Source organism: Pseudooceanicola sp. NS-SX8 (assembly GCF_057380755.1).
In genome coordinates this window covers 1,622,650-1,640,858 of record NZ_CM170819.1, presented here as the reverse complement: position 1 = coordinate 1,640,858, position 18,209 = coordinate 1,622,650, and the positions used below count along the sequence as shown (strand labels likewise).

Below are 18,209 nucleotides of genomic sequence, written 5' to 3'. Positions count from 1 at the left end.
CGGCCCGATGGCCGCCTTCCTTTTCGTGAATGTCCCGCCGGCGGGGGAAGGGCCTGCCGGCGGGTGCCGGATCAGGCCTTCAGCCAGACGTATTCGGCGAAGGCAAAGCCCATCAGGCCGCCCAGCGGGTTCGCGGTCAGGCCGCCCACCTTGGAGGAGACGCCATCGACGTTGGCCATGAAGGCCGGGATGATCGTGCCGGCGTCGCTTGCGACCATTGCCTGCATGTCGTGATAGATCGCGGTCCGCTTTTCTTCGTCCAGCATACCACGGGCTTCGCGCATCATCCCGTCGAACTTCTCGGACTTCCAGTGGCTCTCGTTCCAGGGCGCGTCAGAGGAGTAGAGCAGCGAGAACAGGATGTCCGGGGTCGGACGCGGGTTGATGTGGCCGAAGTGGATCGGCGCCTTCAGCCAGTAGTTCGACCAGTAGCCATCGGAAGGCACGCGATCGACCTTCAGGTTCATGCCGATCTGCTGGCCGGTCTGCTGCAGCACGGTCGCGATATCGACCGAAGAGCCCGCAGCGTCGGAGGCGACCAGCGGGATCTCGGTACCCAGGACGCCTGCCTTCTCGAAGTGGTGCTTGGCCTTTTCGGGATCGAAGGCCGCCGGGGCGAGGTCGGCATTGTAGTAACGGTTGGTCGGCGAGACGGGTTGGTCATTGCCGATGTCACCCAGACCACGCAGGACGGACTTGTGGATCAGTTCGCGGTTGATCAGGGACTTCATGCCCTGCACGAATTCCGCCTTGGAGCCGGGCTCCATGTCGAGGCGGATGTTCAGGTCGGTGTAGTTGCCCACGGTGGTGGTGCTGGCGCGGACAGTGGACTGACCTTCCAGCATGCGCAATGCACGCGGGCCCACGGCGCCGGCCAGCTGGATGTCGTTCGACATCAGCGCGTTCAGGCGCGCGGTATTGTCGGCGATCGCGATGAACTCGAAGCTGTCCAGGTAGGGGCCCTGGTCCTTGAAGTAGTTAGGGTTCTTCGTGCCCACGGATTTCACGCCCGGTTCGAAGACCTCGCAGATGAAGGCACCGGTGCCGTTCGCCTTGGTGAAATCGGTGGTGCCGTCGGCGATGATCATGAAGTGATGCAGCGCCAGGATCGTCGGCAGGTCGGCGTTGGCCTCGGTCAGGACCATCTTCACGGTCAGGTCGTCCAGGGCCGTGATCTCGTCGAACTGCTTGGCGATGGAATTCACCTTGGAGCCGACGGCCTCGTCCTTGTGGCGCGACAGGGAGTAGACGACATCGGCGGCCGACAGGGTCTTGCCGTCATGGAACTGGACGCCGGACTTCAGCTTGATGGTCCAGGTCTTGGCGTCGTCGGAGGCAAACTCTTCCGCCAGTTCCATCTGCACGTCACCGCCATCGGCGAGGAAGGTCAGGCGGTTGTAGAAGGCGCAGATCCGGGCGTAGTCGGTCGACAGGGAGGCCTTGGCCGGGTCCAGCGTGTCAGCGGTCGAGGCGGACCAGCCCGCGGCGCGAAGCGAGCCGCCGGAAACCGGGGTCTCGGCCAGGGCGGCATCGGCGCGCAGCAGAAGCGAGCTGCCGGCGGAGAAGGCAACACCGGAGGCCAACAGTATCTTCAGCAGGTCACGGCGGGACGCGCCCTTGCGGATCATGTTCTCGACCATGGCGTCGTCACGGCCGGTCCAGTTCGTCGGAGTCTTGGTCATGTTGTATTCCCTGTTGATTTTGATTTGGCCCGGCATGGTTCTAGCCTGCCGGGCCGGGGGTTTTCACGCTTCGAACGCCGTCTCGGCGGCATTTGCCAGCTCGATCAGGGCGTGAAAATGGTAATCGGGCTCGGTAAACTCTTTCGGTTCGATTGTCCCGCCGTAGCCCTTCTGCGCGTGCCGGCGCTGGATCCAGGCGTTGGTCATGCCCAGCTCTCGCGAGATGCCGATATCGTGGTACTGGCTCTGCGCCGTGTGCAGGATGTCATCCTTGGAACCGCCGTCCTTTTCCACGTAGGCAAAGACCTGGTGGAAGTAGTCGGGGTTCGGCTTCTCGCAGCCGGTGTCGTCGGTGGTGAAACCGGCCCAGAACGGGTTGCCCAGCTTCTCGGAATACTTTTCGAAGGCCCAGCGACGCGCGTTGGTCATCGCGATCAGCTTGTAGCGGGACTTCAGCTTGGCCATGGCCTCGGCGCTGTCGGGGAAGGGTTTGGCCTCACCCACGGTGTCGATCATCAGCTGCCGGTACTCTTCGGTATCCGGCAGGCCGAAGGCCGCGGCGACGCGCGAATAGCAGCGGCCAAGGTCATCGGGGAAACGCAGCGCGCCGGGTTCGTAGCGGGCATCGCGGTAGACGTTCAGGGCGGCCTCGCCATCGATGTCCACGCCTTCCTTCGCAGCGATCTGGGCCAGCCCGTCTTTGATCGCGCCTTCGAAGTCGATCAGCGTGCCCACGACGTCAAAGGTGACGTAAGCGAAGGCGGTCAGGGGTTTCACAGCAGTCTCAGTCGCCATCTGGGGCGGTCCTTTCGTCATCGTGCCGGGGGAGCAGCACAGCAGAATCTTGTTTCGCCCCGGGGATCCGCGCGGCATTTCTTGCCGTGCGAAGCCGGTCGTGGAAGAAACCTTGCAAAACAGGGCTTTTCCCAATCCCACCGGGGCGCCATGGGGAAAGAGTGCCTGTCGGAGGCGCCATCGGGGTGCCAAATTGCAGCACCCGCGCGGCAGATTGTTCTGTAGTGCAGGCCGGTGCGGCATTTCGCTCCGCGTCCTCAAAAGGGCCTGCCCAGCCTGTGCAGGCAGGCCCCAGGGCGGGATCAATACCCCAGATCGGCCGCGACCAGCCCGGGGATCGCACGCCCCTCGCGTTCGGCCCGCAGCACCTCCAGGGCGTGTTCCGCCCCCTGCCCCGCCGGGTTGAAAGACGCGATATGCGGCGTCACCACCACGCGCGGATCGCGCCAGCACCAGTGGTCCGCAGGCAGTGGTTCAGGGTCGGTTACATCCAGCATGGCCGAGGTCAGTTGCCCGCGATCCAATGCCGCGCGGAGGGCGTCCAGATCCAGCTGCGGGCCACGCCCCGCCTGTACCAGACGCGCGCCCACGGGCAGTTTCGCAAGGTAGCCGGCGTCCAGCTTTCCCCGGGTCTCTTCGGTCAGCGGCAACAGGCATATCAGCAGGTCGGTGCGGGACAGGAACAGGTCTTCGTCCCCGGGTCCATAGACCTCCATGCCCTCGATCGCCCGACCCGAGCGGCTGAGGCCCGCGACCGGGAAGCCCATCCCACCCAGCACCTGCGCGACGCTTATCCCGATGCGGCCCAGGCCGAGTATACCCACCCGTCGCGCGCCGCTCGGACAAGAGGCCAGCCCGCGCCAGTCGCCCCGCGTGGCCTGCTCCAGCAGCAGCGGCATGTCCCGATGCAACATCAGCGTGGCCATCACCACCCAGTCGCGGACCATCTCCGTGATGCCGGGTGACAGGGCGCGCACGACCATGAGGCCCGCAGGCACAGGGCCCAGTTGGTCGATGCCCGCCCCCAGGCAGATCACCATGCGCAGGTTGGGATAGCGCGACAGGTCTTCGGGCAGTTTCCAGCAGGCCAGATGCGTGACGGCGGCCGGATCCCCGACCGCCGCCTCATCTTGCCAGAGCACCTCTCCGGTGCCGTCGAAAACCTCTGCCCAGACCTCCGCACGGGGCGGATCGCCAAGGAAGAGCAGCCCCATCAGGCCAGTGCCGCCCGCACGTCCGCATCTTCCAGCGTCTCGTCCAGCACGGCGCGCGTACGGTCGATGATGCCGTCGATGTCCTCGTCAGTACAGCACAGCGGCGGCGCGTAGCCAAAGACGCCCTGCGCGAAGGAGCGGATGATCAGCCCCTTTTCCCAGGCCCGGTCAAAGAGCCGCGTCGCGGGCTGCACGGAGGCCGGAAGCGGCGTCTTCTTCGCCTTGTCCGAAACCAGCTCGATGGCGGCCAGCATGCCACGGCCGCGCACGTCGCCCACCAGCGGGTGATCTTTCAGCCCCTCAAGGCCCGCCATCAGACGGGCGCCAGCCTTGCGGCCATTGTCCAGCAGACCACCTTCGTAGAGCTTAAGCACCTCCAGCGCCACGGCGGCAGAGACCGGGTGCGCGGAATAGGTGAAACCATGGCCCACGGCCTTGGCGCCCGCACCTTCCGCGATCGTCTCGTAGACGTGGTCACGCATGAAGACCGCGCCCATCGGCACGTAGCCGGAGGTCAGGCCCTTTGCGGTGGTCATCAGGTCGGGCACGATGCCCTCGTCCTCGCAGGCGAAGAGCGGGCCGGTGCGGCCAAACCCGGTGATCACCTCGTCGGCCACGAACAGCACGCCATAGTCCGCGCAGAGGTCGCGCATTGCCTTGACCCAGCCCGCAGGCGGGACCAGCACGCCGCCGGACCCCTGGATCGGCTCGCAGTAGAAGGCCGCGACGCGCTCGGGCCCGATGGCTTCGATCTTGGCCTTCAGCTCGGCCACGGAGGCAGCAATGACGGCGGCATCATCCCCGGCCAGCGGATTGCGATAAAGGTCGTGCGACGCAATCTTGTGCTGCCAGTCGTAGGGCACGCCAAAGCCTTCGTGGAAGGCCCCAAGCGCGGTCAGACCCGCGCCCATGGTGGTCGATCCATGGTAGCCGCTGGCAATGGAGATGAACTGATCCCGCGCCGGCTGCCCCTTGGAGTGCCAGTAATAGCGGATGAAGCGGATCGTGCTGTCGACCGCGTCAGAACCACCCAGCGAGAAATAGATGTGGTTCAGGTCGCCCGGCGCGCGCTCGGCCAGTTCGGCGGCCAGACGGATCGGGGCTTCGGCGCCCAGATCGAAGTAGCCGGTGGCATAGGGCAGTTCCTGCATCTGGCGGGTGGCGGCGTCGATCACGCTCTGGTGGCCGTAGCCGGCGTTGACGCACCACAGGCCTGCGAAGCCATCGATCAGCTCGCGGCCCTCGACGTCGGTGACGCGGGCGCCCTTGGCGGACTTCAGGATGCGCACGCCACGCTCTTCGTGGCCCTGGAAGGAGGAAACGGGATGGACGAGGTGACGACGGTCAAGCTCGACAAGAGAATTGGTCAGCACGGGTGGGTATCTCCAGGATTGCGGGCTCCTGCCGGAACGTCCCGGCGGCGGGCCCTTGGCCGCAGGATAGGGCAAGCCCTGCGGCGGCTTTTGCCGATCCGGGCCGGTGGGCGGCATTCTGCGCCGCCCTGCCCGGACCGGACCGAATTTCATGCCGTTGCAGCAAACGGGCGACGGTGGGTCACGATGCGATCACGTAGATCTTCTTCACCGCCTCGATCGTCTTCCACGTGCCTTCCATGCCGGGCTTCATGATGAAGCTGTCGCCCGCACCGAAGGTGTGGCTTTCGCCACCATTTTCGCTGATCACGACCTTGCCGGACAGGATGTGGCAGAACTCGAATGTCTCGCCCTTGATCGAGACATGCGCGCCCGGGCTCATTTCCCAGATGCCGGTCCGCACCTGGCCCCAGTCCCTGGCCTTGTTCATGGCGGTGTCGAGGTTCCAGCTCCTGTACTCCGGGATGCCTTCGACGCGGTTTTCTTCGGCGCAGATGCTTTCCTTGGGCGCGAAGTCGGGCGAGGTGGTGATCGGGATCAGTTTGGTCATGTCGGTCTTTCCGGGATGGGTCTGTTTCGCGGCCAATCTGCCCGCATTCCTCACGCGCCTTGCACCGAAGTCACCGGGGCCACGCAACGCCGTGCCGTCCCTGCCCCCGGAAATGCAATTTCGTGCTTTTTGCCGTACGACTGCGGCAAGCGATGTTTCCCGTTTCGCCGCAAGCTGCCCCTAACAGCCCGCCCGGCCCAAGGTCCCGCGGACACCGACCCCGTCGAAGGAAGACGTCATGAAATTCTCCTCCTACTGGCACGATACCGCGCCGGCCTTCAGCTCTGCACAAGAGGGGCCGGTCGAGGGCCGCTTTGATGTCGTGGTGATCGGCGGGGGGTTTACCGGCCTGAACGCCGCCCGCAAACTGGCCCGTGAAGGCGTGTCGGTCGCATTGCTGGAAGCGGCGCATGTGGGCGCCGGCGGTTCGGGCCGCAATGGCGGACACCTGAACAACGGCATCGCCCATGGCTATGCCAGCGCCAAGTCGCACCTGGGGGCCGAACGCGCGCACAGGCTCTACAAGGCCTACGACCGCTCCATCGACATGATCGAAAACGTCATCGCCGAAGAAGGCATCGACTGCTCCTTCCGTCGCTGCGGCAAGCTGAAGCTCGCATCCAAGCCGTCGCACGTGGCCGGGCTGCGCGCCAACTTCGAGCTGATCAACCGTGAGGTCGACCCCGAGACACGCTGGATCGACCGGAGCGAGCTTGCCGGGGAGGTCGTGTCGGAGGATTTCCACGGCGGCATGCTCTACGAGAAGACCGCGATGATGCACATGGGCCGCTACGTGGCAGGTCTTGCCGAGGCCGCGGCGCGCCATGGTGCGAAGATCTGGGAAGGTGCCCCGGTTCAGTCGCGCGAACGTAGCGGTTCCAGTTGGGAACTGACGACGCCCAACGGCAAGTTGTCTGCGGACCGGGTGATCCTGGCCACCGGCGCCTACTCGGGCCGAGAGAAGGGCGCGAAGCTGCAGTACTTCCGCCGCCGCATGATCTCTGTCGGGTCCTTCATCATCGCCACCCGCCCACTGAACGAGGAAGAGGTCGCAGCCACCCTGCCCGGCAACCGCACCTACGTCACCACGCTCAACATCGGGAATTACTTCCGCCTTTCGCCGGACAACCGCATCATCTTTGGCGGGCGGGCACGCTTTTCCGCGGTGTCGAACCAGCAATCCGACGCCAAGTCCGGAGAGATCCTGCGCCGCAGCTTCGCCCGAACCTTCCCGCATCTGGCCGACATCCAGTTGGACTACTGCTGGGGTGGTCTGGTCGGCATGACACAGGATCGTTATCCCCGCGCGGGCGAGGCAGAAGGCATGTTCTACGGAATGGGCTATTCGGGCCACGGCGCGCAGATGTCGACCCTGATCGGCCAGGCGCTTGCCGACATGGCCATGGGCCGGACCGACACCAACCCGCTGGACGGGCTCGACTGGCCGACGATCCCGATGCACACGGGCACGCCCTGGTTCCTGCCCCTGGTCGGCATGTACTTCGGCCTGAAGGACAAGCTGTCCTGAGCCCTGCAAACGCGAAAGGCCCGGAAGATCCCCCGGGCCTTTCGCATTTCAGGCAAGCGTGGCTTCAGCCCAGCGAATGGGATGCCATGCCGAAGACCCGTGTCCCGCTCAGGGGACGACGGGCGTCGCCTAGGCGCATTTCGGTAACGGTGTCATATGCGCCCAGCCCCGCAGCAGAAAGGAACGCGCGGAAACCGGTGTTGGCTTCGGCAGTGTCGACACGCGTGAACTTGCCTTCACAGGATCGGATCAGGGGCGCGGCCATTTGCATCGCCGTTTCGTCATCAGGGGCAACGATCGGCCCCACCACGGTGCCGCGGCCGAAGGGACGCTTCATGGCATATCCAATCACCTTGCCCTCCCGCTCCGCGATCACGCCTTCGGACATGGGGAAGAGCGCGGCCATGATCCGTGTCCGATCCGCCCCATAGGCCCCCCTGTCCAGCGCAAGCACCGCCTCGTGATCCGCAGAGGTCATCGCGCGCAGGGTCAGCCCCGGCAACGGATCGGGCAGCTTGATCGGCTTGGCGATACCCTGCTGTTGAATGATCTCGCACACGGGTTCGAACCCGGCCGCCTCGTAGAAGCTGCGGGAGGAGCGCGTCGCGGTAATCCGCAGCTGCCGGCCTTCGCATTCGCGCATGATCCGCCGCAGCAGACGCCGCCCTGCCCCCCCGCCCTGCAGGCGCGGTGTCACCACCATCATCCCCAGCATGGCGAAATCGTCACCTAGCGGGAAATACATCGCGGATCCGAGCGGACGGCCGATCTCATCCAGGGCGATGTAGCCCTGCCCGAGCTTGATGAAGAGGGAAATGTCACGCCCTCGATGCGGCCAGAAGACCGACATCGCCAGCTCATGCAGAAGCGGCAGCTTGGAGGCATCGACCTCGCTCAGCGTCGCATTGTAGTTCTCGAACTGCAGCAGGTCCCCCTCGTCGCTGGTCTCCGGGGCCATGAAGGCCTTGTAACGCGCGTTGCTGCCCATTCGCTTGTTCCGCTCTCAATCGTCCTGCGGGCCCCGCATCCCAGCCGGGCCCCTTCAGTGATTTATCGCGCGAACGGCGGAGCGTTTTCCACCGAATTTTCAGGCTCTCAAAAACTTTATGCCTCGAATTGCCGCCCCGCGCAGCCGAAGGCACCAGAGCTGGATAGGGTGGAGAGCCCCTTTCGCCAACTGCGGCGGCACGCGACGCTCCTCCACCTGTCCGGGCAACGGAATGAGGGAGCAAGCCTTGGTCCGCCCTGGCGACAAGCCGCACCGCGACGGTCAGACACCATCAAGCCCCCCCAATACGTAGAGCCGCTGCGCCGCGCGCTGAGCGCGAGAGGCAGCCACCGTCGTGGACTTGGTATGCAGCGAGAAGCAGATCTTGCCGGGCTGGTGCTTCTTCAGATCGCTCGGCACACGCCGTTCTAAGCAGAAGATACCCCGCTTGGTGGCCGCAGGCCGTACGGCAATGCCATACGCCATGTCCTACCACAGGCATCCGTCGTAGAAGCTTCAGGCGTATCAACAGGTTAGCCGAAGAAAGTGGTGCCCGGGGGCGGAATCGAACCACCGACACGAGGATTTTCAATTTTCCTTAGGCTCTACTCATGCAGCTCCAAACTTGAGCATTCCGAAGCAATGAACATTCGCCATCAATAACTTGCACGTTTCAGCGCCGAACATAGTGTATCAGGCTGAGCCATTCTAACTCGGCAATTCTTGCACCCATAGTGCACCCAGTTAGACAAGTTCTTCTCCGTCATCATCCCAATCATCATCGTCATCGCCCCAACCGCTGTGGGCGAGATCGATGTACGGAACGTTTGGATCTAGCACCTTGGCTACAAGCTCGAACCCTAGCTCTGGCGAGTCGAACACGGGGTTTTGCCCGGCTGCATATTTTTCCTGCAGTAGCTCAAGATGACGCTCCCCCCAAAACCCCCACGCTGCGAACGACATATACTCTGCTCGACCGTCCATGACATGCCGCAACGCGGGCCAAGTTGTGAAACCCTCGGGCCGTGGTGAACAAAACGCTTCGAGGAAACGCTCGGCTTCGTTCGTCAGTTCATTCAATGATTGACCATGCCCCTCGGGGGCATGCTCTGTAGCCAGCCTAAGAAAGCGCTCTTGTATATCGCTCAAGTTTTGGCCTTGCGGGAGGTCGATAAGGAAGCGATCAAGCCGATTGAAGGCTGCAACGTTCAGGATTGTGATGCTGTACGGCGCAAGGCTGAGTTCCCAGTCGTCTTTCCAGAGGAATGCAAAGCCATGGTTTCCTGCCAAGTTGCCTTTTGCAGCCATCGCTGACATAGCAGAACGCATTTGAGGCAAGTACTGGTCGAGGCGAGTGCGATCTGGCTCTTTGGAATACAGTTCGTTGTCGTATAGGCAAAGCTGGAAGCCGCCCATGTGTTGCGTAGCCAATTTCAAGTCAACTTCAGCACAACCAAGTTCCATGGGCGAAACAGTCTGCAAGCGAATTTCTGTTCCAGCGCGATATGGGCGAAGGCAAAGTAATTTGCGCCCGCGCCACAGAATATCTTGGACTACATGTCGGCGCAGCAACGTTGGCCACTCATTGGACACGATAACATTCACTATGTCCGCATCAGAGATGAACGGAAGATAGTTGTTAATCTCAGCACAATAGGCAGAGAGCTCGGTTCCGGCTTCCCGAGTTGGGCCTGATATGTTCTTCAATTCTATTATCACAATGCTCTGAGTTTCGGGCGCATAGGCGAGAATATCTGGCCTTAACCTGTCCTTTTTGGCCAATGCAATGTCTTCGTCTGTAGCGATGACTTCCAAAATATGAAGAGATTCAATGCAGTACCGGTAGGCGTCATCAATCTTTTTCCCGGCCCGCGAGGTTGGGCTGTCGCAATCTTTGGCGAACTCATCGATCAATTCGGACAGACTTTCTCGGGCGGCTATCTCGCCCTCAAGCCATTCCTGCATTTTTCCTTCGTTCTCAAACAGCTTCACGTCAATCGACTTTCACTTGGGATTGCAGACAACTGTTCCCTAGAAACATGTATCGGGTTTGTGTCCGTTCATTTGTTTAAATGCGCAAAACAACGTATATGCCTGTGCCTGAACCTTGTCTCCATGAAGCGAAGTTAAGTGATGTGGCTGCGAGGTTGCAAAAGGCGCTCTGAGTAACCGGTTTCATTTACTCCAACCACATGCCCTCCAAAAACATACTCATTATTGTATCTGATGGTATGTTTCATCAAACCATCTAGCACGAAGCGAAATACTAGTTGATGTGAAGTCATGTCGAATGCATCGGGTGTCAATTCGGCAGAAGGCAACCAATCATAGATATACCTGCATGTATCAAATGGAACTACGTCAAGGAACATTTCCGTGGACTTCCCGTCAGCGACGTAACTGTAACGCCGTGTTTGGCTGACGTTATAGTGATACGGCATGGAGAACTGAGCTAGGATAGGAAACAGCGCCAATTCATCTGTAGGAACATCGCAAAACTGAAACATATTTTGGGCGTATCGATATTCCTTCAGCAGGTCACGCATTGGCTCCTTGAGAAATTGGCCCGTTCGATCACTCCGCAGATACATGTAGGCGTGGATTACCTCTGACGCCTTCGCATCCGGCGAACCGCCCAATTCCCTCATCCAAGTATCAACCAGTTTCTTAGACTTTGCCTCAATAGAAAGATAGTCAGCCCCCCCTTTATTTTCGAGCGCCGTCATGCTCCACGCAACTGCGCTCATGTCGGGATCAACGATGTAATCTCCGCCGCTGAAATCTTCCGAAAAATTCATCTGTGATGAGGTGAATGGAACGAGATCACGCGGCGACTTTTTGAAGAAGTATGACCACAGTCCGTTGCTGTCTAAGCGCATCAATGGAATGATAAACGACGCGATGTCAAAGAGCTGCCGAGTGATGAACTGCCCATAGTAATTGGAGAAATCTGCCCTCACTTCGTGAAAAAATGAGTCTTCTGAATTTTCTTCTTTGGGCGTCTTTCCATGAGCGACCGGGCCGTCTGTCATGTTCCAATCGGAGCTACCCGACTCTAGCATAGGCTTTGGGTAAAGGTAGGACGCGATGATGTCAGAAGAAGCGTTGAGCTGATCAATGTCCTCAACGTCGGGTTTCGCGAAGTTCGTGATCAGCACACCTAATGGAGACAGCCTTTGATACCGGAACACGTTAGCGACTGTTCTTAAGGTTCGCTGAGAGGTGCTCGGCAAAGGACCACAGGCGTCAAAATAGATTATATCGAACGTAAGAGGGACGGATTGAAGGTATCGATCCATCGGCATTTTGAATATCTTGATCAATGGAAATTTTGAATTCTTGGCGTTCTCCAGCGCCTCATTGAAAACTCGATTATCTGTCTCAAAGGCGTAAATGTTGAGGGGATGAACTCCCAGATCCACGAGGACTTGAAAATCGTTCATCGGCTCTGGCCCAGCAAGATAGGCGACCAAAAGCTCGGATGGGTGCTTTACACCAACTTTTGATCTCCAAAACCCCTCCCATGCTTTGATGGTGTTGTCATTGCATGGGCTGGATGCAGCCTTGTCATATCCGCCTCTTGCCTGCAATGTTGCCTTGACTTGACCAACATAGTGTTCGCCGACAATTACCCCTTCTTTGCGATTGTCTGTTATAATTTCGACGGCGTGCTTTAGTGCCGCTGTACGTGCGTGTTTTTTTGTGGCTGGTTATATTTTTCAATCAATTTCCGACCTGCCCGTCATCAAATTCTTTACCTATCATTCCACTAAAACTCGGAATACTATCGCACCCAACATGGATTCCGTCGCTCCAAACCGCGCCTTTAGCTTCTCACATTTTCACCCAGCATTGTCAGGTAATCGTGCCGCTTACCGCCAACGTGCATAATTTCTCTTTGATGAGATCAACCAAATTGCTTGTGTCTACCATTGCCAGTAACTCGGCTACGGTTACAACCACCAGTCGGCGCTTCTCCATAAGTGCCTTCGATACTGTGTCGTGGGCCGCTGTGAGTTGCTGCTGATCACCGGTTATGCCGTTGGCACATACAAGGATTCCAAAGTCTAATCCTCTATTCCTGAGTTTCGTGTCAAACCAGTTCACTTCGACACTACTTACTGCATTGGACCAGTTTTTACATTCAATGAGAACAATGTTTGATAGGAAGGGGAAGCCTTCAGCGACCTGTTCATTCCAGAGCGCTACGTCAATCTCTTCATTATGGAACGCGTTCATAGCATTTCTCATAGTAACTGAAATACCTGGAACCTCACCAAACACGTAGCAGATTAAGTCTTCTAAAGCTTGACCTTTTACTGCAGTATTTGGCGCGGCGTTTCCCGTGTCTACAAATTGCTGCATGGTTGCTTGATCGAGTTGCGCCATATCTCAGCCCACCCGTTTATTGGTCAAGGCGCCAAGTATAGTTTCTTGCAGCCCAGTATTTTGTATCCCGTCGATCAACTCCTCCAAAGAAAGGACCAGTAACTGTTTCATCTTGGACTTTGGCAATCTTGAAAACTCGTCTGCTCCTTTGACAACAACTAGTAGACCAATGCCGGATCCGGCTCGTTGCACATAGTGCTGCAACTGAGACGCCACTCGTTCTGCCTGCGTCCGACCATGTACGCTGGTTTTGATCTCGACCAACAACGGATTGGCTATTGTTGGAGACCATAGGTCAGACCAAACAGCCAAGTCTGCGCCATGATCTGGTGTACCCGACTCTACAACAACTTCAGCACCACCGGCACGAAGAGCCTGAGCAACCAGTTCCTCAACCTCTCTATGTCCCTGATACCCAACTGTTTTTGCCTCCCTCAGATGGGCGATGGCTTGGTAATCGACCGGGCGCTCGAAACTGGCCTGATCATTCGGTTCTCTGTTCGTCTTATCGGGTGCAGCAAGGACCTGATCCAGCGCGAATTCGACTGCCTGCAAGTCACTCAAATTAGAGCGGACAATAAGAAGCTTGCGAAACTGAGAGGGAATACTCCCTGCACTGGGATAGGCAACTATCAGGATTCGTTTCCCCAGAGCGTGCGCTTGACCAAGTTCAAAGAGCACCCACTGTGAGTCCCGTTCGCGAGTTAGAACGCCGATGACCAAGTCAGCTGAAGTGATTGCTTGAGTTGAGGAGTCCAAGCCCGAGAAAGATGGCATGCGTTCGGCGCCGACGATCTGCACACCTTTTGAGTTCAAGATCCTCCCAAGCTTTGAGATGTCCAGTCCGGCAGGAGCTGAAACGTAGCAATTTCGAATAAAGGCCATCGGATTTCCTCGCAGTGCATCTCAAAAAGAACCATAGATCCTCAGACCACCCCAAACCATACCCTGACACGCGGATTCTGGGTGTCTTAAGATGTCTGCATGAAACAGATGCTGACAACCAAATCGCTCGACGCGATGCCCCCCGCGACCATCAAACGGTACGAGGTGCGCGACCAGAAAGAAGACGGCCTGCATGTGCGTGTGTCGACCACAGGTGCCAAGGTGTTCTACACGTTGGTCCGCCCGAATGGTTCGCGCAGGCGCATCAAAATCGGCCCTTACCCTGTGGTCTCCCTCGCCGACGCCAGACGCAAGGCGATGGAAATCGCCCGTGATGTCGAGTTGGGCGAGTTCGAGAAACCGTCTGCGGTTTCCGAGGCGTCGGCTGAAACGCTAGGCGAAATGATCCCCAAGTTCATCGAGCTTCACGCCAAGCCCAATACCAAGGACTGGAAGCGCACGGAAAGCGTTCTGCACAAGTTCGATGGATTGAAGGATCGGCCTATCGACCAGATCAAACGGCAGGATGTTAGCAAGGTGCTGGACGGCATCATCGCTAACGGTACGCCGACACGGGCAAATCGGGCGCTCTCAGCGATCAAGAAGCTCATGAACTGGTGTGTCATGCGTGGCGACATCGAAACATCGCCTGTGGCTCTCCTCAGGCCACCTACGCGCGAAATCCCTCGTGATCGTGTGCTGAGCGATGACGAAATTCGTGCGATATGGCGGCACAGCAATGCCGAGGACTACCCGTTTGGCCCCTTCCTCAAACTCCTGTTGATATCTGGTCAGCGCAGGAGCGAGGTCGCTGGGATGCGATGGTCAGAACTCAACCTTGATGAGGGCATTTGGGAACTCCCTGCCAAACGTGTAAAAAACGCTCGCCTGCATATCGTGCCGTTGCCAGATCAGGCCGTGCACATCCTGCGTTCGCTGAACAGCTTCCTCGACAGCGACTTCGTGTTCACGACGACCGGGCGCTCGGCAATTTCAGGCTTTGGCCGACTGAAAGAACGCGTCGATACGACCCTGCCTGACGGGACGCCCGACTGGCGCTTTCACGACTTCCGGCGAACAGCCTCGACAGGCATGGCAAAGCTTGGCGTGATGCCTCATGTGATCGACGCCGTGACTAACCACAAATCGGGAGTCGTCTCAGGTGTCGGCGCAACCTACAATCGCTACACGTATTTCAACGAGAAGCGCGCGGCGCTGGTACAGTGGGCAGCGCACATCGACGAAATTTTGAGAGGGTGAAGACTTGCCAGTAAACGATTTCGACAAGAGCCCATTCGTCGGCCTCCGTGAAGCTTTTGAAATCGTGGGAAAGGCTTCGCTGGGAGACGCTTGGCACGAAAGCGTTTTTGAGAAGGATGCCACAAATCACAAGGTCGTGCTCACACGCTTACGCAACATTCTCAGGTCTGGCGATGTCGCCGCGCATTGGCACACGTCTGACCACGAGGTGTCTGGCGAGCTTCAGCCCGTCGAGGTCGATCACGAATACTTTTCGATCCGTCTCCATGAAGACACCATGTTCCATGCTGGCGTCAACGAGCCTGTGCTATGCAGAGTCCACGCTAAACAACTCCAAAGCTGCTTGCTTGATCTGAATGACACTCAGCCAAGATTCACATCTGCCGCAGAGAAAAAATGCCAGGAGTGGTTCATCGATTTGATTTCCAAGACTGAACAAGCGCGGCTGAGTGTCAACGAAACCGAAAAGGTGGCCAGAGAAAAGTTTCAGAACGTCTCAGGCGCTGGCATAAAGCGCGCGCGCCTTGCAGCCGTCAGGCAGACCGGGAAGCACGATATTTTCCGCTCGGGACGCCCCAAAATAAACCGATGACCTAACTGGTTTTCGCCATCTATTTCGGGACCTGCGCCGCTGCTATGTCATTCTCAGACGTCACCTAGAGAATGCGCATTCTCCTTCCCCTAATCGAGAAGGAGCCACCAATGGCAGAGTCCGCCACAAGCACCAACAAGATCCTCTTGTCGAGAGATGATCTGAAAGAACTAGGAATTTGGCATTCGAATTCCACACTGATCCGACTTGAACAAGCTGGCCGTTTTCCTGTGCGCATTCGCCTTTCGGGTGCTTGCGTGTGCTGGGATCGCGAAGAGGTTTTGTCTTGGATTGAAGCTCGCAAGGCTGAACGCGCCTCGTGGACTTATGCGGATGCGAGGTAAGACCAGATGGAACCTACCTACACGCGAACGTATTGCCCACGTTGCCTGAGAGTTTTGGGCATCAAGAATAGCCCAGAGCACCTGAAGCGCCTTGAGGCTAAAGGCATATTCCCCCCTCGGATCGGCCCGTCAACATGGGACGCTGACGCAGTCGACAGGTGGTATCTGCTCGCTACGGGCGTGCATCCTCCCATCCTCATTTGCAGAAGCTGACACCAGCGACGGTGGGGCGGTAGTCGCCCCTCCACCCCCTAACACAACGCAGCCGGAACTCACGCGCATTTTGCGCGCCCCATAGAGCTGCGCGCAACGAAAGAGAAGAATATGACAACTCGAATAGATGACTATGTGACTCCCACGCTTTGGCAAGACGGGTGGCCGGACCGCCTGACCATGAAGGAGCAGGATGAGTTCCTGTTCGCGATCTGGGGACCACAGGTGCAGGATCACACTGAGACATTTGGCTGCCTTTGCTTTCGCAAGAAGGGGTCGTCCAGAATGGTTCAAGAGTTCGTCCAACTTGCCGATGACATGAGCGTTGTCGGCATCTTGCGAAAATACGACCGCCATAAGTGGGATCAGTTTTTCAGCCCCAACACCTTCACCGAGGAAAGCCGGCTACTCAGCAGCGTGTCTCAAACGTGTTGGTGGGGGTGGTGTGACGTTGATGCTGCTGATCCCTTTTCATTCAGGCCTGCGCCCTCAGTCGTTTGGCAGACATCGCCGGGGCACACGCAGGCTCTATGGTTCTGGGATAACCCCCACACACCCGATGAGGCCGCAGCGTTTTCGATGGCCCTCACGAAGCGGCACGGGGGAGACAGCGGCGGCAGTGCGGCCAACAAACTTCTTAGGTTGCCCGGTTCTTTCAACCACAAGTCCAAATATGCCAAGCCATTCATTCCGCTTTTGAAATGCGACCTCACGCCGATAGATGCGCGGCCAAAACTTCTTCGTGGTCAGAAAATCAAGAAAAGAGCCGAAGTCGAGGAGCGCGCGCTAAACCCGTATGCCCATGACAGAATGGATGTTTGGAGACGATACCGCCGAAAACTGGATGCGTCGGCAAGTTCGTTGATCAGGCACAACTCAGTTCGTGCTTCTGATCGGTCTGGTCGAGTTTTCGCGATGGTGGCTGGCCTCTTCGAGGCCGGTGCATCGTTGGACGAAATCGCCAGCGTCATTTGGACCAGTCCATATTTTCGTGAGAAGCACGGCGACAACGAGAAGCGCCTAGAGCGCGAGATCTACACGATCATCTCGAAGGTGGAGAATGCCCGATGACCTCCAAGAAGAAGGAACTTTTCGTCGATCTGGACACCATCGATCCAAAGGAAGTGGACTGGCTCTGGGAGCCTTTCATCCCTTTCAGCATGATCACTATCATGGAGGGCGACCCCGGCGTGGGCAAATCCTTCCTCGCCATGCAACTCGCGGTTCAGGTCAGTATCGGTGGTGAATTGCCCGAGGGACAAAAGATCGGGCGTGGTCGCGTCCTCTACCTGAGCGCGGAGGATGATGCAGCTTACACGATCAGGCCGCGCATCGATGCGATGGGGGGCGACCCGTCGCGAATTCGCGTGCAGGGTGATTTCCTGTCGCTCGATGAGAAGGGGCTGAATGCCCTCATGCGCGAGGTGAAGCGCAAGCCACCGGACCTACTGATACTTGACCCCTTATTCGCCTACATTCCGGCGGGGCAGGATATCTACAAACCCAATGTGATCCGGCAGCTTTTGTCTTTTCTAAAAGACATTGCCGAGGCTGGTGAAACGGCCGTGGTGATCATTCGGCACCTGACGAAGGCCAAGCACAGCAAGGCCATATATCAGGGGGGTGGTTCCATGGATGTGATCGGCGCGGCGAGATCGGCGTTTCTGGTGTGCGAACACCCCAACGACAGTTCGACCAAGCTGATTGTGCACATCAAGCACAACATTGCCGTTCGCGGCCAAACGCAGAGTTATGAAATCGTCGGAGAAGATGGCGGCAGGGCATCCCTCAATTGGCTGGGGCCGTCAGACATCACGATTGACGACTTGATCTCTTCCGAAGGCGCTACGCGAATGTCGGCGCTGGACGAAGCGACCCAGTTTCTGCGCGTGTTTCTCAAGAACGGGCCGGAACCGTCAACCAAGGTGGAGAAGGAGGCTGCGGCACGCGACATCGCCCCCAAGACCTTGGAACGCGCAAGGCGCGCTCTAGGCGTCAGATCGAAGAAGAAGGGGAAAGGCTGGTTCCTATCCTTGCCAGACGAAGAATGACCACAGGTAGGATGTGAAGTGCGCCAAGAACGCCAACATCACCATCGATGATTTTGGCGCACTTCGCCCCCAAGATCGCCACGATCATGCATGACGCCCTTGGCGATCTTGACGTTCTTGGAAACGGCTTGGGGCCGAAATTCTCGGCAGTCGATATGACCGCTTGTCCGTCCACAGGGCGCGCGCTGATAAAAAAACGCTTCCCCCTATCCCCCTGTGGTCACCTGTTGTCGTCGACTTGACCAGATGCACCCGAGACCGACACGCGGACTATTGATCAGGCTGTTGGACGTGTGGCTGAGCCAAATATCTGAGTCTTTTTAATTGGCCCGTATTGGCGACAAT

Annotated in this window: 17 protein-coding genes; 6 read left to right on the top strand and 11 right to left on the bottom strand. The window is 58.5% G+C overall.

Features of this window, described 5'->3' with window-relative positions; genetic code table 11:
* Positions 1–71: 71 nt before the first annotated feature.
* From AC2IR1_RS07485 to AC2IR1_RS07465, 5 genes are all read right to left on the bottom strand, one after another.
* The gene (locus tag AC2IR1_RS07485) at positions 72–1,682 is read right to left on the bottom strand and encodes an ABC transporter substrate-binding protein (protein WP_486475657.1); all 1,611 of its coding nucleotides are present in this window, start codon (positions 1,680–1,682) and stop codon (positions 72–74) included.
* 63 nt (positions 1,683–1,745) lie between these two features.
* Positions 1,746–2,477, bottom strand: coding sequence for an HAD-IA family hydrolase (locus AC2IR1_RS07480; RefSeq protein ID WP_486475656.1), 732 nt, complete (start codon positions 2,475–2,477; stop codon positions 1,746–1,748).
* A 302-nt stretch (positions 2,478–2,779) separates the two neighbouring features.
* Positions 2,780–3,691, bottom strand: a complete 912-nt coding sequence (locus tag AC2IR1_RS07475; RefSeq protein WP_486475655.1) for a 2-hydroxyacid dehydrogenase — start codon at positions 3,689–3,691, stop codon at positions 2,780–2,782.
* Positions 3,691–5,064, bottom strand: a complete 1,374-nt coding sequence (locus AC2IR1_RS07470) for an aminotransferase class III-fold pyridoxal phosphate-dependent enzyme (protein ID WP_486475654.1) — start codon at positions 5,062–5,064, stop codon at positions 3,691–3,693. Before AC2IR1_RS07470 ends, AC2IR1_RS07475 begins: the two co-directional genes overlap by 1 nt.
* Before the next feature lie 181 nt (positions 5,065–5,245).
* Complete coding sequence (locus AC2IR1_RS07465; RefSeq protein ID WP_486475653.1) at positions 5,246–5,614, bottom strand: cupin domain-containing protein; 369 nt, start codon at positions 5,612–5,614, stop codon at positions 5,246–5,248.
* Between the two features lie 238 nt (positions 5,615–5,852).
* Between AC2IR1_RS07465 and AC2IR1_RS07460 the strand changes: the two genes are divergently transcribed.
* Positions 5,853–7,142, top strand: a complete 1,290-nt coding sequence (locus AC2IR1_RS07460) for an NAD(P)/FAD-dependent oxidoreductase (protein WP_486475652.1) — start codon at positions 5,853–5,855, stop codon at positions 7,140–7,142.
* Between the two features lie 64 nt (positions 7,143–7,206).
* On the opposite strand, the gene AC2IR1_RS07455 is transcribed toward AC2IR1_RS07460, so the two are convergent.
* The 6 genes from AC2IR1_RS07455 to AC2IR1_RS07430 all read right to left on the bottom strand — a co-directional run bounded on the left by AC2IR1_RS07455 (position 7,207) and on the right by AC2IR1_RS07430 (position 13,404).
* Positions 7,207–8,130 carry a GNAT family N-acetyltransferase gene (locus AC2IR1_RS07455; protein ID WP_486475651.1) on the bottom strand — a complete coding sequence of 308 codons (924 nt, stop codon included), beginning with the start codon at positions 8,128–8,130 and terminating at the stop codon, positions 7,207–7,209.
* Between the two features lie 282 nt (positions 8,131–8,412).
* A complete protein-coding gene (locus AC2IR1_RS07450; protein WP_486475650.1) occupies positions 8,413–8,616 on the bottom strand; it encodes a DUF6538 domain-containing protein in 204 nt (67 codons plus the stop codon).
* Between the two features lie 258 nt (positions 8,617–8,874).
* Complete coding sequence (locus tag AC2IR1_RS07445; protein ID WP_486475649.1) at positions 8,875–10,122, bottom strand: hypothetical protein; 1,248 nt, start codon at positions 10,120–10,122, stop codon at positions 8,875–8,877.
* 134 nt (positions 10,123–10,256) lie between these two features.
* Positions 10,257–11,573: a hypothetical protein gene (locus tag AC2IR1_RS07440; RefSeq protein WP_486475648.1), complete on the bottom strand. Its 1,317-nt coding sequence runs from the start codon at positions 11,571–11,573 to the stop codon at positions 10,257–10,259.
* A 412-nt stretch (positions 11,574–11,985) separates the two neighbouring features.
* The gene (locus tag AC2IR1_RS07435) at positions 11,986–12,519 is read right to left on the bottom strand and encodes a restriction endonuclease (RefSeq protein WP_486475647.1); all 534 of its coding nucleotides are present in this window, start codon (positions 12,517–12,519) and stop codon (positions 11,986–11,988) included.
* Between the two features lie 3 nt (positions 12,520–12,522).
* Positions 12,523–13,404 carry a hypothetical protein gene (locus AC2IR1_RS07430; RefSeq protein ID WP_486475646.1) on the bottom strand — a complete coding sequence of 294 codons (882 nt, stop codon included), beginning with the start codon at positions 13,402–13,404 and terminating at the stop codon, positions 12,523–12,525.
* Positions 13,405–13,503: 99 nt separating this feature from the next.
* Here AC2IR1_RS07430 and AC2IR1_RS07425 point away from each other — a divergent pair, with 99 nt between their 5' ends.
* From AC2IR1_RS07425 to AC2IR1_RS07405, 5 genes are all read left to right on the top strand, one after another.
* The gene (locus tag AC2IR1_RS07425; protein ID WP_486475645.1) at positions 13,504–14,664 is read left to right on the top strand and encodes a tyrosine-type recombinase/integrase; all 1,161 of its coding nucleotides are present in this window, start codon (positions 13,504–13,506) and stop codon (positions 14,662–14,664) included.
* Between the two features lie 4 nt (positions 14,665–14,668).
* Positions 14,669–15,256: a hypothetical protein gene (locus AC2IR1_RS07420; protein WP_486475644.1), complete on the top strand. Its 588-nt coding sequence runs from the start codon at positions 14,669–14,671 to the stop codon at positions 15,254–15,256.
* Between the two features lie 110 nt (positions 15,257–15,366).
* Entirely contained in the window at positions 15,367–15,600 is a 234-nt protein-coding gene (locus AC2IR1_RS07415; protein WP_486475643.1) for a helix-turn-helix transcriptional regulator, read from the top strand.
* A 393-nt stretch (positions 15,601–15,993) separates the two neighbouring features.
* Positions 15,994–16,884: a DNA-primase RepB domain-containing protein gene (locus AC2IR1_RS07410; RefSeq protein WP_486475642.1), complete on the top strand. Its 891-nt coding sequence runs from the start codon at positions 15,994–15,996 to the stop codon at positions 16,882–16,884.
* A complete protein-coding gene (locus tag AC2IR1_RS07405) occupies positions 16,881–17,864 on the top strand; it encodes an AAA family ATPase (RefSeq protein ID WP_486475641.1) in 984 nt (327 codons plus the stop codon). Before AC2IR1_RS07410 ends, AC2IR1_RS07405 begins: the two co-directional genes overlap by 4 nt.
* The last annotated feature ends 345 nt before the right edge of the window (positions 17,865–18,209 follow it).

Excerpts from the sequence above, each read along its gene's own strand:
- AC2IR1_RS07475 (WP_486475655.1), bottom strand. The coding sequence starts at position 3,691 with ATGGGGCTGCTCTTCCTTGGCGATCCGCCCCGTGCGGAGGTCTGGGCA.
- AC2IR1_RS07455 (WP_486475651.1), bottom strand. The coding sequence starts at position 8,130 with ATGGGCAGCAACGCGCGTTACAAGGCCTTCATGGCCCCGGAGACCAGC.
- AC2IR1_RS07460 (WP_486475652.1), top strand. The coding sequence starts at position 5,853 with ATGAAATTCTCCTCCTACTGGCACGATACCGCGCCGGCCTTCAGCTCT.
- AC2IR1_RS07465 (WP_486475653.1), bottom strand. The coding sequence starts at position 5,614 with ATGACCAAACTGATCCCGATCACCACCTCGCCCGACTTCGCGCCCAAG.
- AC2IR1_RS07480 (WP_486475656.1), bottom strand. The coding sequence starts at position 2,477 with ATGGCGACTGAGACTGCTGTGAAACCCCTGACCGCCTTCGCTTACGTC.
- AC2IR1_RS07450 (WP_486475650.1), bottom strand. The coding sequence starts at position 8,616 with ATGGCGTATGGCATTGCCGTACGGCCTGCGGCCACCAAGCGGGGTATC.
- AC2IR1_RS07485 (WP_486475657.1), bottom strand. The coding sequence starts at position 1,682 with ATGACCAAGACTCCGACGAACTGGACCGGCCGTGACGACGCCATGGTC.
- AC2IR1_RS07405 (WP_486475641.1), top strand. The coding sequence starts at position 16,881 with ATGACCTCCAAGAAGAAGGAACTTTTCGTCGATCTGGACACCATCGAT.
- AC2IR1_RS07430 (WP_486475646.1), bottom strand. The coding sequence starts at position 13,404 with ATGGCCTTTATTCGAAATTGCTACGTTTCAGCTCCTGCCGGACTGGAC.
- AC2IR1_RS07425 (WP_486475645.1), top strand. The coding sequence starts at position 13,504 with ATGAAACAGATGCTGACAACCAAATCGCTCGACGCGATGCCCCCCGCG.
- AC2IR1_RS07435 (WP_486475647.1), bottom strand. The coding sequence starts at position 12,519 with ATGGCGCAACTCGATCAAGCAACCATGCAGCAATTTGTAGACACGGGA.
- AC2IR1_RS07440 (WP_486475648.1), bottom strand. The coding sequence starts at position 11,573 with ATGAACGATTTTCAAGTCCTCGTGGATCTGGGAGTTCATCCCCTCAAC.
- AC2IR1_RS07415 (WP_486475643.1), top strand. The coding sequence starts at position 15,367 with ATGGCAGAGTCCGCCACAAGCACCAACAAGATCCTCTTGTCGAGAGAT.
- AC2IR1_RS07410 (WP_486475642.1), top strand. The coding sequence starts at position 15,994 with ATGAAGGAGCAGGATGAGTTCCTGTTCGCGATCTGGGGACCACAGGTG.